12 protein-coding genes are annotated in these 15,112 nt (G+C 73.1%); 3 read left to right on the forward strand and 9 right to left on the reverse strand.

Annotated features, from left to right (window positions below):
• Positions 1 to 2: 2 nt before the first annotated feature.
• From MSA03_RS02160 to MSA03_RS02170, 3 genes are all read right to left on the reverse strand, one after another.
• Entirely contained in the window at positions 3 to 419 is a 417-nt protein-coding gene (locus tag MSA03_RS02160; protein ID WP_147049678.1) for a recombinase family protein, read from the reverse strand.
• Between the two features lie 118 nt (positions 420 to 537).
• Positions 538 to 2,286 (reverse strand): cation:proton antiporter, encoded by a 1,749-nt coding sequence (locus MSA03_RS02165; RefSeq protein ID WP_147049488.1) that lies wholly within the window; start codon positions 2,284 to 2,286, stop codon positions 538 to 540.
• Between the two features lie 3 nt (positions 2,287 to 2,289).
• Entirely contained in the window at positions 2,290 to 3,300 is a 1,011-nt protein-coding gene (locus tag MSA03_RS02170) for a malate dehydrogenase (protein ID WP_028496672.1), read from the reverse strand.
• Positions 3,301 to 3,389: 89 nt separating this feature from the next.
• Here MSA03_RS02170 and ypfJ point away from each other — a divergent pair, with 89 nt between their 5' ends.
• The 3 genes from ypfJ (at position 3,390) to MSA03_RS02185 (ending at position 6,999) form a co-directional block, all read left to right on the forward strand.
• On the forward strand, positions 3,390 to 4,256 hold the full coding sequence (gene ypfJ / locus MSA03_RS02175) for a KPN_02809 family neutral zinc metallopeptidase (protein ID WP_147049489.1): 867 nt from the start codon (positions 3,390 to 3,392) through the stop codon (positions 4,254 to 4,256).
• Positions 4,253 to 5,230, forward strand: a complete 978-nt coding sequence (pip, locus tag MSA03_RS02180; RefSeq protein WP_147049490.1) for a prolyl aminopeptidase — start codon at positions 4,253 to 4,255, stop codon at positions 5,228 to 5,230. Before ypfJ ends, pip begins: the two co-directional genes overlap by 4 nt.
• 233 nt (positions 5,231 to 5,463) lie before the next feature.
• Positions 5,464 to 6,999 (forward strand): DEAD/DEAH box helicase, encoded by a 1,536-nt coding sequence (locus MSA03_RS02185; RefSeq protein WP_147049491.1) that lies wholly within the window; start codon positions 5,464 to 5,466, stop codon positions 6,997 to 6,999.
• A 1,067-nt stretch (positions 7,000 to 8,066) separates the two neighbouring features.
• Here the strand turns inward: MSA03_RS02185 and MSA03_RS02190 are convergent.
• From MSA03_RS02190 to MSA03_RS02215, 6 genes are all read right to left on the reverse strand, one after another.
• Positions 8,067 to 9,659 carry a GMC family oxidoreductase gene (locus tag MSA03_RS02190; protein ID WP_244946286.1) on the reverse strand — a complete coding sequence of 531 codons (1,593 nt, stop codon included), beginning with the start codon at positions 9,657 to 9,659 and terminating at the stop codon, positions 8,067 to 8,069.
• A gap of 92 nt (positions 9,660 to 9,751) precedes the next feature.
• The gene (locus MSA03_RS02195; protein WP_147049493.1) at positions 9,752 to 11,437 is read right to left on the reverse strand and encodes an aldehyde dehydrogenase family protein; all 1,686 of its coding nucleotides are present in this window, start codon (positions 11,435 to 11,437) and stop codon (positions 9,752 to 9,754) included.
• Between the two features lie 61 nt (positions 11,438 to 11,498).
• Entirely contained in the window at positions 11,499 to 12,956 is a 1,458-nt protein-coding gene (locus MSA03_RS02200) for an MFS transporter (protein ID WP_147049494.1), read from the reverse strand.
• A 62-nt stretch (positions 12,957 to 13,018) separates the two neighbouring features.
• Entirely contained in the window at positions 13,019 to 13,276 is a 258-nt protein-coding gene (locus MSA03_RS02205; RefSeq protein ID WP_028496665.1) for a glutaredoxin family protein, read from the reverse strand.
• Between the two features lie 4 nt (positions 13,277 to 13,280).
• Positions 13,281 to 14,423: a glycosyltransferase gene (locus tag MSA03_RS02210; protein ID WP_147049495.1), complete on the reverse strand. Its 1,143-nt coding sequence runs from the start codon at positions 14,421 to 14,423 to the stop codon at positions 13,281 to 13,283.
• 78 nt (positions 14,424 to 14,501) lie between these two features.
• Positions 14,502 to 14,885 carry a hypothetical protein gene (locus MSA03_RS02215; protein ID WP_371863053.1) on the reverse strand — a complete coding sequence of 128 codons (384 nt, stop codon included), beginning with the start codon at positions 14,883 to 14,885 and terminating at the stop codon, positions 14,502 to 14,504.
• Between the last annotated feature and the right edge of the window lie 227 nt (positions 14,886 to 15,112).

Below are 15,112 nucleotides of genomic sequence, written 5' to 3' on the forward strand. Positions count from 1 at the left end.
GCTCACGCCCGGTCGTGCCCGAGCACCTTCACGATGACGCCGCGGCGGCGCAGTTCCGCCACGGTGCGGATCTCCTCGTCCACCCCGCGGCCCAGGGCGTGCTTGTCGGCGACCACGACGACGTCACCGCTCCCCAAGCGGCCGAACAGCCGGGTCAGCCGCTCGATCCAGCCCTCCCCCGTCTCCGGCGCGGGATGGCGGAATCCGTCGATCGGCACGCCGAACTGCGCGAGGGCCTCGCGCTGCGCGGCGACGCTCGGCATGTCGTCCCGCACGACGACGAGCCCGACGAGCCGGGAGTCGGCGGGGCGCGCCGCCCACCACTCGGCGCTCGGCTGCAGCGCGGGGAAGGTCGCCGCCAGCGCGTCCGCATCCGCGGGGAGGGTCACCGTGTGCGTCTCGGCGTCTTCGCCCGGCATCCCGCCGACGGCATCCACCCGGTCATCGCTCACGACGTCGCCCCTGTCCTCGGCCCCTCGGCCTGCCTCGTCGGCACCACTGTGCCCCTCCCATTGTGACGCGCCGACGCCGCGCCGGTCACTCCGACTCCGGCCCGCGCCGCAGCTCGATGCTCAGCTGATCCGCGTCGAGGACGGCGAGCTCGTGCCGGAGCGCCGCGGAGGAGAACGCCCCCTCATGGGAGAGCGTGATGAGACGCTCGCGCATCGCCTCGATCAGCAGCACGCGCAGCTCCAGGAGACCGTCGGGTCCCGGCAAATCGTCCCGGGGCTGCCCGGCGAGGCGCTCACGCGCCGCCGCGACGAGCGCCTCCGGCACCGGGGCGCCCTGCGCGTCGAGGAGTCCCGGCCGGTCCAGCCTCTCCAGCGCGGCGGCGCGCAGCTCCCGGTCGAGCTCCTCCTGCTCTTCGACGGAGAGGGTCTCGTCGCCGGCCGCGGGGATGCGCAGGAGGCGGATGACGAACGGCAGGCTCAGCCCCTGCAGCAGGAGGCTGATGAGGGCGACGAGGAAGGCGATGAGGATGAGCAGCTCGCGCGCCGGCGTCTCGGTCGGGAGCGTCTGCGCGGCGGCGAGGGTCACGACGCCGCGCATGCCCGCCCACACGATGATGGTGCCGTGCTTCCAGCCGAGCGGGGAGGCCTGGTAGTAGTCCAGGTCGTTGAGCCCGCGCGTGATGCGCGCCCGGACCTCGCCGACGCGCCGTCGCCGCGCCTCGGGGTTCTCCCGCTGCAGCCGGCGGCGCAGGAGCGGATGCCGTCCCGACCCGGAGGGCGCCGGCCGGTCGGCATCGAACGCCTCCAGGCGCTCGTCCAGGTCGAGGAGGCGTTCCCGCTGCCGCTGCCGCGCCCGATGCCCCTGCAGTGCGACGATCAGCGTGACGTAGCCGGTGCGGACGACGAGCACGATGCCCAGCGCGGCCAGCGCGAGCCCCACGGCGATCCACGGCCCGTCGTGCTTCTGCACGGTCGCCGTCACGATGTCGCGCAGCTCGAGGCCCATGATGAGGAAGACGGCGCCTTCCAGCAGCAGCTCGACGGTGCGCCAGTTGATCCCGTCGGACACGCGCTGCTCGGGGGTGGAGAAGCGGGTCGTGCCCTGGCCCGTCGTGATGCCCGCCGCCACGGCCGCGACGAGGCCCGAACCGCCGAGGTGCTCGGTGGGGAGGAAGGCGAGGAACGGGACGACGAAGCCGAGGGCGGTGTTCGCGGCGACGCTGGGGATCCAGCGCCGGACGCGGAGGTTCAGCATCCCCATGACGACGCCGATGACAACGGCGACGGTGACGCCCCACGCGAACGAGCCGACCGTCCCCCAGAACGAGAACCCCGCCGCGACCGCCGCGACGGCGCTGCGCAGCAGGACGAGCGCGGTGGCGTCGTTGAGCAGGCTCTCGCCCTCGAGCATCGTCACGACCCGCGGTGAGATGCCGAGCTTCTTCACGATCGAGGTCGCGACGGCATCCGTCGGGCTGAGGATCGCGCCCAGCGCGACGGCCAGGGGAAAACCGAGCTCGGGGAGCGTGAAGAAGAACAGCGTCCCGAGCAGCAGGGCGCTGACGGCGACGAGGATGACAGCGAGCCCCGTGATCGGGAGCGCGTCGCGGCGGAACTCGATCGCCGGCATCCGCACGGCCGCCGCGTACAGCAGCGGGGGGAGGATGCCGACGAGGATGAGCTCCGGGTCCACCGCGAACGGCGGGAGGAACAGGGATGCGATGAGGCCGACGGCGACGAGGATGAGCGGCCCCGCGACGCCGAGCCGGCGCGCCAGCACCGTGGAGATCGCGATGACCACGATCCCGACGACGAGCGCCGGCAGCAGGTCCATCGGCTAGAGCACGCCCATCTCGCGCACGGCGTCGCGCTCGGCGGCGAGCTCCGCCACGGACGCGTCCAGTCGCGCCCGGCCGCGTGCGTCGAGCTCGAGGCCCTCGACGATCCGGTAGCCGGAGCCGTCGCTCGTGACGGGGAAGGAGGAGACCAGTCCCTCGGGCACGCCGTACTCGCCGCGGGAGACGACGGCGGCCGACGTCCAGCCGGCCGTCGTGCCGAGCACGGCGTCGCGCACGTGGGAGATGGCGGCGTTCGCGGCGGACGCCGCCGACGACGAGCCGCGCACCGCGATGATCTCCGCGCCGCGCTTCGCGACGCGGGGGATGAACTCGTCATCCAGCCACGCCGCGGCGCGGTCACGACCGCCGAGCCGGTCCGCGAGGGCGTCGAGGACGGGGCGCCCGTCGACGGTCGCGTGCGCGACGTCCGGGAACTGCGTCGCGGAGTGGTTCCCCCAGATCGCGACGTCGCGGATGGCGTCGGCCGGCACGTCCAGCGCGACCGCCAGCTGACCGAGCGCGCGGTCGTGGTCGAGGCGGGTGAGGGCGTGGAAGCGGTCCTGCGGGATGTCGGGGGCGGATGCCGCGGCGATGAGCGCGTTGGTGTTCGCGGGGTTCCCCACCACGAGCACGTGCACGTCGTCGGCCGCGACCTCGTTCAGCGCGGCGCCCTGCGGGCCGAAGATGCCGGCGTTCGCGGCGAGGAGGTCGCCCCGCTCCATCCCGGCGGTGCGGGGACGCGCGCCGACGAGGAGGGCCACGTTCGCGCCATCGAACGCGGTCCGCGGGTCGTCGGTGATCTCCACGCCCCGCAGAAGCGGGAACGCGCAGTCCTGCAGTTCGAGTGCCGCGCCCTCGGCGGCTGCGATCCCCTGCGGGATCTCCAGGAGCCGGAGCCGCACGGGACGGTCGGGGCCCAGCATGGCGCCACCGGCGATCCGGAACAGCAGGGCGTAGCCGATCTGTCCGCCGGCGCCGGTGACGGTGACGGTCGTGGGGGTGGCGTTCATGGGTCGAGCCTATTGCGGTGGCCGAGCACGAGGCGTCCGCCCGTGTCAACGCCTTCGTCCGGTGTCGACGGCGGGGGTACGGTGAGCGCATGACGTTCAATCCCAACGCCGATGTCGGCGGAAACACGGCCCGGAAGCGCGGCGGCGGCGCGGTCGCCGGCGGCGTGGGAGTCGCGGGGCTCGGCGGCCTGGCGATCCTTCTGCTGCAGCTGTTCACCGGCGGCGACTTCAGCAGCCTCCTCGGCGGCGGCGGAAGCGCCCCGCAGGGGCAGGAGACCGAGATCGCCGGGTGCGAGACGGGCGCCGACGCCAACGCGAACGACGAATGCCGCATCGCCGCGACGCAGCTGGTTCTCGACGGCTTCTGGGAAGGCCAGCTCGAGGGGTACCGGGCGCCGAAGCTCGTCATCGTCGACGGGCAGACCTCCACGGCGTGCGGCACGGCGTCGAACGCGACGGGGCCGTTCTACTGCCCGCCGGAGGAATCCATCTACATCGACCCCACCTTCTTCGGCATCCTGCGCCAGCAGTTCGGTGCGGAGGCCGGGCCGCTGTCGCAGATGTACGTCCTCGCGCACGAGTGGGGCCACCACATCCAGCAGATCACCGGCGTCATGGACCGCTACCCCAGCAACGGCACCGGTCCGGAGAGCAACGGCGTGCGCACCGAGCTGCAGGCTGACTGCTTCGCCGGCGCCTGGGTCGCGAACGCGTCGCAGGAGAAGGACGAGAACGGCGTCGCCTTCCTCCAGGAACCCACCGAGGCGCAACTGCGCGACGCGCTGGAGGCGGCGGGCACCGTGGGTGACGACCACATCCAGGAGCAGTCCGGCCAGGTGAACCCGGAGACCTGGACGCACGGTTCCAGCGAGCAGCGGCAGCGCTGGTTCGCCACGGGCTACAAGTCCGGCGTCGGCGCCTGCGACACGTTCCGGGTGTCCGGGGCCGACCTGTGAGCGCCGCGGCGCACCTGGACGGCATCCTCTACCCGCCCCTCGAGCCGTACGAGACCGGCTACCTGCTCGCCGGCGACGGCCAGCGCGTGTACTGGGAGCAGTCCGGCAATCCGGAGGGCAAGCCCGTCGTCTTCCTGCATGGCGGGCCCGGGGCGGGGACGAGCGAGTGGCACCGCCGGTTCTTCGACCCCGAGCGGTATCGGATCGTCCTGCTCGACCAGCGGGGCTGCGGCAAGAGCACCCCGCATATGAGCGCGCCCGACGCCGACCTCCGCTACAACACCACATGGCACCTCGTCGCCGACATCGAGCTGCTGCGCAAGAACCTCGGGATCGAGAAGTGGATGGTGTTCGGCGGCTCGTGGGGGAGCGCGCTCGCGCTCGCCTATGCGGAGACGCACCCGGCGGCCGTGAGCGAGCTCGTCCTGCGCGGGATCTTCACGCTCCGCCGGCACGAGCTGGAGTGGTTCTACGAGGGCGGCGCCGAGGCGGTGTTCCCCGACCTGTGGGAGCAGTTCCTCGAACCCATCCCCGTGCTCGAGCGGTCGCGGCTCATCGAGGCGTACCACCGGCGCCTCACCGACCCCGACCCCGAGGTGCACCGCCCGGCCGGGCTCGCCTGGACGACGTGGGAGGCATCGACCCTGACGCTCCTGCCCGACCCCGGCCTCGTGGAGTCGATGACCGAGCCGGATGCCGCGGTCGCCTTCGCGCGCATCGAGAATCACTACTTCGTGCACGGCGGCTGGTTCCGCGAGGGGCAGCTCATCGCCGACGTCCACGCCATCCGCCACATCCCGGCCGTCATCGTGCAGGGCCGCTACGACATGTGCACGCCGATCATGACCGCGTGGGATCTGCACCGGGCGTGGCCGGAGGCGGAGTTGGTCGTCGTGCCGGACGGCGGTCATTCGGCATCCGAACCGGGGATCGCGACCGCGCTCCGGGCGGCGACGGACCGGTTCGCGAGCTGACGCTCCGGGGTGACGACGGGCGGGTTCCGTGGCATCCACGGGGTCTGCCCAGCCGCTCCTGCTAGGGTGGGAGGACTTGCAGCGCCTTCCCTGGCGTTTCTCGCGTCGTAGAACGCTTCCCTCGCCGCCGATCCACGGATCGAAGTCGGCTGACATTCTTCGTACGGCGACCCCGTGTGCGCACCCGCACCCGGGCCACCGACTCGGGCGTTCGCGCCCAGAAACACTCACTCATGTCTGAACTGACTTTCCGCACGCTCGGCGTGCCCGCCCCGCTCCTCGAGGTCCTCGCCGCCGACGGCAAGACCTCCCCGTTCCCGATCCAGGCCGACACCCTCCCCGACACCCTCGCCGGGCGCGACGTCCTCGGCCGCGGCAAGACCGGCTCGGGCAAGACCCTGGCCTTCTCGATCCCGATGGCTGCACGCCTCGGCGGCGCGCTCGCCGGCGGCTCGCGCCGCCAGGGCCGCATCCTCGGCCTGATCCTCGCCCCGACCCGGGAGCTGGCGACGCAGATCAACGCCGTCCTCGCGCCGATGGCCGCGGCCTACGGCCTCAAGACGACGACGATCTTCGGCGGCGTGAACCAGAGCCGCCAGGTCGCCGCGCTCCAGGCCGGCGTCGACATCGTCGTGGCCTGCCCCGGGCGCCTCGAGGACCTCATGAAGCAGCGGTACGTCTCGCTCGACGCCGTCGAGATCACCGTCATCGACGAGGCCGACCACATGGCCGACCTCGGATTCCTCCCCTCGGTCACCCGCATCCTGGACAAGACCCCCCGCGACGGCCAGCGCATGCTGTTCAGCGCGACGCTGGACAACGGCGTCGACAAGCTCGTAGGCCGCTTCCTGCAGAACGAGGTCCTGCACTCCGTCGACGAGGCCAACTCGCCGGTCGCCGCCATGACGCACCACGTGTTCCACGTGGAGGGCGCCGATGCCAAGAAGGAGCTCGTCCGCACGCTCGCGTCCGGCACGGGCCGCCGCATCCTGTTCATGCGCACGAAGCACCACGCCAAGAAGCTCGCGCAGCAGCTGACCGCGCAGGGCATCCCGTCCGTCGACCTGCACGGCAACCTGTCGCAGCCGCAGCGCGACCGCAACCTCGCGGCGTTCTCGACCGGGGCCGCCCGGGTGCTCGTCGCGACCGACGTCGCCGCCCGCGGCGTGCACGTCGACGACGTCGAGCTCGTCATCCACGTCGACCCGCCCATGGAGCACAAGGCGTACCTGCACCGCTCCGGCCGCACCGCGCGCGCCGGCGCCGAGGGCTCGGTCGTCACGCTCGTGCTGCCCGGCCAGGAGAAGGACGTCAAGGACCTGCTCCGCAAGGCCGCGATCACGGTCACGCCCGTCCGCGTCACCGCCGAGTCGGCCGAGGTCGCCGACCTCGTCGGCGAGGTCGCCGCGTACGTCAAGCCCGTGCCGAAGGCCGAGCCGCAGCGCGGTGGCGGCCGGAGCCAGGGCGCGAACGCGCAGCGCAAGCGCGCTGCGCGCGAGGGCCAGGGCGGCGGCGGACGCGGCCAGGGTCAGGGCGGCCGTGGTGGTGCTGCCCGCACCGACCGCTCGGGTCGCCCCGCGGCATCGGGTCGCCCGGCGGCCTCCGGCCGTCCGGCGGAGCGTTCGCACGCCGCGGACCGTCCCGCCGCGCAGCCCGCGGCATCCGGCAACGCCCGCACGGCGGGTCGCCGCGCCAGCCACGGCGGCGGTGGCCTCACGGTCGGATCGGTCGTGCGCCAGAACGGCGGCAACCGCCGCGGCGGTCGCTGACCGGCGTTTCTCATGATGCGGCGCCCCGGGCTTCGGCTCGGGGCGCTTCGTCGTTCCCGGGTGGGACCGGGGCGGGCTCGGCGGCGGCCCCGGGTGAGGGGGATCTCTTGGTTCGCCCGCGCCGAATGGGGGGTGTGCGGGGCCGCGACCCGCACTTTGGCGCGGGCGAAACGCGGGGATGCTGTTCGCCGGCGCCGAATCGCGGGTGCGGGGCGTGGGGACCCGCACTTTGGCGCGGGTGAAGATCCGAGGGGGGGAGGGGGGAGTCGCAGCCTGGGCCTTGGAAGTTGCCTGCGGGGGCTCGAGGTGGCACGGCGCGCCTCGCGGCCGCGATGTGGCGCAGGTGAAACACGGGGATGCCGTTCGCCCGCGCCGAATGGCGGGTGCGGAGCATGGGAACCCGCACTATGGCGCCAGTGAAGTTCGAGGACGCCGTTCGTCCGCGCCAAATGGTGGGTGTCGGGCGCGGCGACCCGCACTTTGCCGCGGGCGAAGTTCGGGGATGCTGTTCCCCGGCGCCGAATCGCGGGTGCGGGGCATGGGGACCCGCACTTTGGCGCGGGTGAAGTTCGGGGACGCTGTTCGCCGGCGCCGAATCGCTGGTGCGGGGCGTGGGGACCCGCACTTTGGCGCGCGTGAAGATCCGAGGGTGGGGGGAGTCGCAGCCTGGGCCTTGGAAGTTGCCTGCGGGGGCTCGAGGTGACACGGCGCGCCTCGCGGCCGCGATGTGCGCTCGTTCGTCCGCGCCGAACGGTGGGTGTCGGGCGCGGCGACCCGCACTTTGGCGCGGTCGAAATACGGGGATGCCGTTCGACCGCGCCGAACGGTGGGTGTCGGGCGCGGCGACCCGCACTTTGGCGCGGGTGAGATTCGGGCTGCCGTTGGCCGGCGCCGAATCGCGGGTGTGCGGCGCCGCGACCCGCATCTTGGCGCGGGCGAAACACGGGGATGCTGTTCGCCGGCGCCGAATCGCGGGTGCGGGGCACGGGGACACGCAATTTGGCGCGGGCGAAACGCAAGGATGGTGAACCCCGCGCTGCAGCCCAGACCAGCCTCACCCTCCGGGGTCAGCGACCGCGGCGGATGAGGTCGGCGGCGACCTCGCCGATCACGATCGCCGGGGCGTTCGTGTGGCCGCGGATGACGGTCGGCATGATCGACGCGTCCGCGACCCGCAGGCCCGTGACGCCGCGGACGCGGAGCTCCGGATCGACCACGGATGCCGCATCCCGCCCCATCCGGGCGGTCCCGACCGGGTGGTACAGGGTGTGCGAGTAGCGTCGCAGCGACAGCTCGATGCGCTCGTCGGCCGACATCCGCTCGCCGCCGACGGGCATGACCCAGCCGCCCGTCGTCACGGCCGCGAGCGCCCGCGTCGCGATGAGCCGCTCGCACTCCTCGAGTCCCTCCCGCAGGGTCCGCTCGTCGATCCCGTCCGGGTCGCTGAGATACCCCGGGTCGATGAGCGCGGCCGCCGCAGGATCCGCCGACGCCAGACGGATCGTGCCGCGACTGTGCGGCCGGAGCAGGATCGCGGCGACCGTGAGCCCCTCGGCCGGCAGCGGCACGAGGCCTTCGCCGACGTACGGCGCCGCGGCGAAGAGGATCTCGACGTCCGGCAGCCCCGCGCCATGCCCGGCCTCATCGGCCAGCGGCGTCCGGATGAACCCGTACGCCTCCGCGACGTTCGAGGTCAGCATCCCGCGGCGCTGCGCGAGGTATCGCGCGAGTTCGACGGCGCGTTCCGCGCCGAACAGCGTGCCGCCGCGCGCGGCCGGCGCGAGCCCCGCGACGAGGTGATCCTGCAGGTTCGCGCCGACGTCGGGTGCGTCCACGAGCGTACGGATGCCGTGGGCGGCGAGGTGCTCCGCCGGGCCGATGCCGCTCAGCATGAGCAGCTGCGGCGTGTTGATCGCCCCGCCGCTCAGCACGACCTCCCGCCGCGCGTTGACCTCCCGCACCACGCCGTCGAGCTCGAGCTCGACGCCCGTCGCGCGCGGGACGTCGCCAGATGCGTCGAAGAGCACCCGCCGCACCAGCGCCCCCGTCACGACGCGGAGGTTCCGGCGTCGCCGCGCGGGGCGCAGGTACGCGTCCGCCGTCGAGGCCCGCGCGCCGCGACGCTGCGTGACCATGGTCTGCGAGAACCCCTGCCCGGACGGAAGGTTCGCGGCCGTCACCTCGTGGCCCAGCTCGCGGGCGGCGTCGAGGAACGCCGCCGTCTGCGGCCGTGGATGCCGCTGATGCTCGATCGCCTGTGCGCCGTCGAGGCCCTGGCTCGGGTCCGCGGCATCCTGCGTGCGCTCGACCCGCCGGAAGTACGGCACGAGCGCGTCCCACGACCACGCATCGCCGGCGATAGTCGCCCACTCGTCGTAGTCCGCCGCGAAGCCGCGCACCCACATCATCGCGTTCAGCGACGACGATCCGCCGAGGGTCTTGCCGCGCGGCCAGTACACGCGCCGGCCCTCGAGCGCCGGCTGCGGCTCGGTGTCGTAGTTCCAGTCGTACACGCCGCGGAAGAGCTTGGAGAACGCCGCCGGGACGTGCAGCTCGAGCGCCCGGTCGGGCGGACCGGCCTCCAGGAGCAGCACCGAGACGGCCGGGTCCTCGCTCAGCCGTGCCGCGAGCGCCGCCCCGGCCGATCCCGCGCCGACCACGATGACATCGGCATCGCACGCCCGGTCCCGAGCCCCGTCCCAGGCCCCATCCCGCGCCCCGTCCCGCGCACCCCCGCGCCCCCGTACCCGGCTCATGCGCGGAACGCGCGGACGAGGGTCCCGAGGACCTTCACCCAGTTGCCGTCGGCGCGGAACCGCGTGAAGCCCTCCGACACGGCGGCGCCGGTGCGCGAGGAGACGAACCACGGCGGCTTCGGCAGCACCGAGAACGTCCCACCGCGCCGGAGCTGCCCGATCGACCGCGGGAACGGGTGGAACGGCCCGCGCACGACCGTGCGCTCGACGTCGTCGAGGAGGAACGCGTTGTGCACCACGCCGATGCCGCTCGGTGCATCCTCGACGGTCCCGCCGGGGAACGCGCCCCACGTGGCGGTCGGGGTGAGGAAGCCGAAGGCGGTCCAGGCGTTCACGGCGATCGTGCCGTAGCGCAGCTCGACGAGCGCGTCCTCGAAGTCCGCCCCGAGCTGCGCGAGCGTGTCCGGGTCGATGAGGATGTTCGCGCCCAGGGTGCCGACGAGCGCGTCGTTCGCGTGCGCGACGGCGGCGTCGACGAACTCCTGCCCCAGGCCGGGCAGCTCCACGACGCCGAGGACCGGGGCGAAGTACTCGGTCCGCTCCAGGGCGGCGGCATCCTCCCCCGCCTCCGCATGTACCAGCAGCCGGGATCCCGCGCAGACCGTCGCGTCCGGATAGTCCGCGCGCGCGGCATCCAGCTTCGCCGCCGTGTTCGGGTACCAGCCCGGCCGCTGCGGCGCGCGCTCGTACGCCGCCGTCAGCTCCCGGAGGAACTCCGCGCGCTGCGGCCAGTCGGCGCTCATCAGCACCACCTGGCCGGCGATGCAGTTGTGGCCGTTGTTCTGCAGCCGCATCGTGACGATGTGCTCCGCCTGGTAGCGCAGGTCGGCGCGCGACCAGGCGCCCGGCACCACGATGATGGGCGCCACCCCGCCGAGCTCCGCCGTGATCGGCACCGACAGCTGGGGCACGATGGCGCGGAAGGTGGCCTCGGCACCGGTGATGTGGACGTGATCGACGAGCGGATGCCGCGTGAGATACGCGCCGACCGCCCCGCCGCCGCGCACGATCCGGAGGAATCCCGGCTCGATGAGCGGCGCGAGTGCGCGCTCGAAGACGGGGACCAGGGCATCCTGGGTCGGGTTGACCTTCAGGATCGCCACGCGGTTGAACGCCAGGAGCTCGTACAGCACGTCGAGGAACGGGATCGACGTCACGTTGCCGGCGCCGAGCACGAGGCCCACCCCGCCCGGCGTCGCCGGCGTCCGCTGCCCCAACCCGGCCGCCGCGCGCGCCTGCGTGTCCGAGACGCCCGGCCTCAGCCAGACTTCGGTGGAGAACCCGGACAGCAGCACCCGGTCGGCGATCGACAGCGGCGACGTGTGCACGGCCACCCGGCCGCCCGGGGCGGCCGACGTGCGCACCGTCGCGAGGGGGCTCTTCCCCTCGGCGAGACGGGCGAGGGTGTCGGCGTACGCGTCGAGCGCGACGAGCGCCCCGTAGGGGCCGCCCAGCCACTCCTCCCCGCGCAGCGGATGCCCCGGCTCGAGGCCCTTCGACGTCGAGGCGACGTCGGCCCATTCCTCCGCGACGGCGACGACGGCCGCGCGGATGCGGAGGAGCAGCGTGCGCCGCTGGCGCAGCGTCAGGAAGCTCCACGTGCGCGCGCCGGCGCTCAGCTCGATCAGCGCGGCGTCCAGGCGCGCGCGCTCATCCGTATCGGGCTCGGCGGTCGCGGTCACGGCACTCTCCTCAGACACCCATCCGGGTGAGGATCAGCATACGTCCGCGCGACACCGCGTCTCAGACGAGGCGCGACTCGATGTCGGCGCGGCGGAGGCGGTAGCGGGCGAGCGGCACGAGGCTCAGGAGCACCAGGGCGGCGGGCAGGACGCTGAAGCTGAGCACGATCCCCGCGATCGCGCCCTCCGGCTGGACGACGGTCTCGTCGGCCGTGCGCGCGAGGTAGCCGGTGGTGGCGAGGACGATCGACAGGACGGTCGCGCCGAGCGCGAAGCCCGTCGTCTCCCCGGCCGTCCACACGCCGCCGAAGGCCCCGGCGCGGCCGGTCCCGTGGCGGGCGGCGTCGTGGCTGATGACATCCGGGAGCATCGCCATCGGCAGCGACTGCAGTCCGGCATACGCGGCGCCCGCGACGGCCACCGACACGTACAGCCAGGCCCCCGGCGACCACAGGGCGAACACGGTCGACAGCGCCGCGACGGCGAACACGCCGCTCGCGAGCCCGAACGCGCGCTCCTTCCCGATGCGGCGCGCGATCACGCCCCATCCCGGCGCCGCGATGAGGGCCGGCGCGATGAGCGCGACGAACAGCAGCGTCACGGCATCCTCGGAGCGCAGCACCCAGGTCGCGAGGTACTGCGCGCCGGCGAGCATGAGACCCGTGGCGAGGGCCTGCAGGAAGAAGGTGGCCAGCAGCGCGCGGAACGGCTGGCTGCGCTGCAGCGTCTCCCACGCGGCGCGGAAGTTGTCGCGGATGCCGCCGCCCGGCGTCGAGGCGTCCTTCCCGATCTGCGGGTCGGCCCGCTCGCCGACGCTCTCGGCGAGCATCCCGCCCTGCTCGGCGGCGCTCGTGCCGGCTGCGGCCATCGCCGAGGTCGCGCGGCGCGCGCGACCCGCGACGCCCGTGGCGATCAGCATCCCGAGCCCGATGACGACTCCCGCGACGATGCCCATGAGCAGGTAGCCCGTCGTCGGGTCGCCGGTCAGGGAGCGCAGCACCGGGCCCCCGGCGCCGAACAGGAGGATCGCGAACGTCAGGACGACGACGCGCCACGTCAGCAGCGTCGTGCGATCGTCATAGCGCTCGGTCAGCTCGGCCGGCAGCGCGATGTACGGCACCTGGAAGAGGCTGAAGGCGGTCGCGGTGAGGAGGAACGCGACGAGGACCCAGATGGCGCCGGCGACCGGGCCGATGGCCGGCGGAACCGCGAACGTCAGCGCGAACAAGACCGGCAGCGCGAGAGCCCCGACCATCATGAGGCGGCGCCGCGAGCCGTGCCGGGCGAGGTCGCGGTCGGTGAGGGCGCCCACGACGGGGTCTATGACGACATCCCAGATCTTCGCGACCGTGACGATGACGCCGGCCATGAGCGCCGCGACGCCGAGGTTGTCGGTGAGGTAATAGGTCAGGACGAGCCCCGGCAGCGTGCCGAAGCCGCCGGTGCCGATCGAGCCGATGGCGTAGCGCGCGGTCGTGCTGCGGGTCACCGTGCGGTCGGGTGGTGCGTCGATGCCCATGCGAGTCACCCTAACGGGAGGGCGCGTGGATGCCGGGAACCCGCCGACCGGAGGGGCGGGCGTCAGATGAGGGCGAGCTCGCGGAGCTTGGCGTCGACGTCGGCGTTGGACGGCTCGACGTGATGCGTGGAGTCGGGGTAGACGACCACGGGGATGTTGGTGCGACCGGAGATGTCGCGCGCGACGTCGGCGGCGGCCGGCTCGGCGACGAGGTCGACATAGGTGTAGGTGACGCCGAGGCTGTCGAGCTGGGCCTTCGTGCGGACGCAGTCGCGGCACCAGTCCGCGCCGAACACGGTGATCGAATCGGGGGAGATCATCCCTCTATTGTTCACCCGGGATCTTGAGTGGAAGCCGTGAGGGGGCCGGCTCGACCGGTACCGGCGTCTCGACGCGGGCCTTCCGGGGCGCGTAGACGACGAGCGCGTGGAAGACGAAGCGCACGACGAACGCCGCCACGAGGGTGAGGCCCGCTGCGAGGACGCTCGGGATGTGCGCGCTCTCCACGAGCACCCAGAGGACCGGGATGCGGATGACCGCCTCGGCGTTGTTGAAGGCGAACGACGTCAGGAACCGGGTGCGCATCCGGCCGGACTCCGCGCGCATGTCGGCGAAGACGAGGTATTCCAGCAGCAGGAAGTTGCCGATGATCGTGAGCTCGCTCGCGATGATCGCCGCGACGACGTAGTCGAGGCCGAGGCGGATGAGCCCCCACATGATGATGAGGTTCGCGATCGCGCCCGCACCGCCGACGAGGGCGAACGCCGACATCCGGCCGAAGCGGAGCAGCGTGAGCTGGGTGAGGAACCGGATGCCCTGCCGGAACGACGCCTTCGACGCGCCCGCGAACCGGGCCGCGAACGCGAACGGGACCTCCGCGATGCGCAGCTGGCGACGCGCGAGGATCTCCAGGAGGATCTTGAACCCGCGAGGCCGCAGCGCGTCGATGTCGACGGCCTCCCGATCGACGAGGAAGAACCCGGTCATCGGATCGGAGCACCCGTGCAGCTTCCGCGGGAACATCGACTTCGTCAGCAGCGTCGAGACGCGCGAGACGCCGGTCCGGGTGGAGTTCGCCAGACCCTTCGAATCGCCGCCGGAGATGTAGCGCGACGCGACGACGACGTCGGCATCGCCGGCCGCGGCGCGTTCCAGGAGCCGGGGGATGTCCTCGGGCGGATGCTGCAGGTCACCGTCCATCACGAGGCACCAGCGGGACGCGGCGAGGTGGAAGCCCTCCACGACGGCGCCGCCGAGACCCGCCGTCGCGACCTCGCGGTGCAGCAGCCGCACCGGGAAATCCGCGGCCGCGGCGGCCGCGACGATGATCGCCGGGGTGTCGTCGGTCGAGTCGTCGACGAAGATCACCTCGAAGTCATGACCCGCCAGCTGCGCGCCGATCCGGCGCAGAAGCTCGTCGACGTTCGGACCTTCGTTGAAGGTCGGAACGATGATCGACAGATCCATGGAGCGCTCGCGAACGGTCGGCGGGCCGGGGTCTGGAACAGACTACCCGGGGGTGCGGAGCGGAAGCTGAGCGCAGGATCAGCGCCCGCCGCTCCCGGGCTCCTCCACGACGCCGGTGACACGGATGGCGCGCCCCGCGACCCCCGCGACGCGGAACACCGTCGCGTCTTCGGGCGTCTCCAGGTCGAGCGGGACGATTCTGACCTCGATCTCGGTCTGGCGGACGGTGAGGTAACCGTGCCCGGGGCCGTCGGTGATGACCGAGTACGTCTTGGGGCGTACGGCTCTGCCGGGGCGCCGCCCGGTGTTCGCGGCAGGGGGCTGCAGGCTGCGCGGGAAGATGCGGCGCAGCCGCGTGCGGGAGAACTCGTCGGCTCGGGGGCCCGTCACCCGGAGCGGGATGAGCGCGATCACCTGCCCGACGAACAGCTCGACCCCGCCGGCATCCGTGTTCATCAGCACCGCGCGATCACAGCGCGCGTGTTCATCGCGCGCCTCCACGGCCCGTCGACTGCGTACGCATCGTGCCCCCCAGCACCCAGCGGTCGGGGCAACCGGCCGAAGCCGCCTGCTCCCCCCGAGAACGCCGTGGTCCGGGACCACCGCGACGACCCCACTCGTCTCGCGCTGCGTTCGGGGTCACTGTACCGCTCACCCCCGAGCCTGCGCACCCCCGAGCCGGCGGCGCG

The sequence above is a fragment of the Microbacterium saccharophilum genome (assembly GCF_007992455.1).
Lineage (GTDB): Bacteria > Actinomycetota > Actinomycetes > Actinomycetales > Microbacteriaceae > Microbacterium > Microbacterium saccharophilum.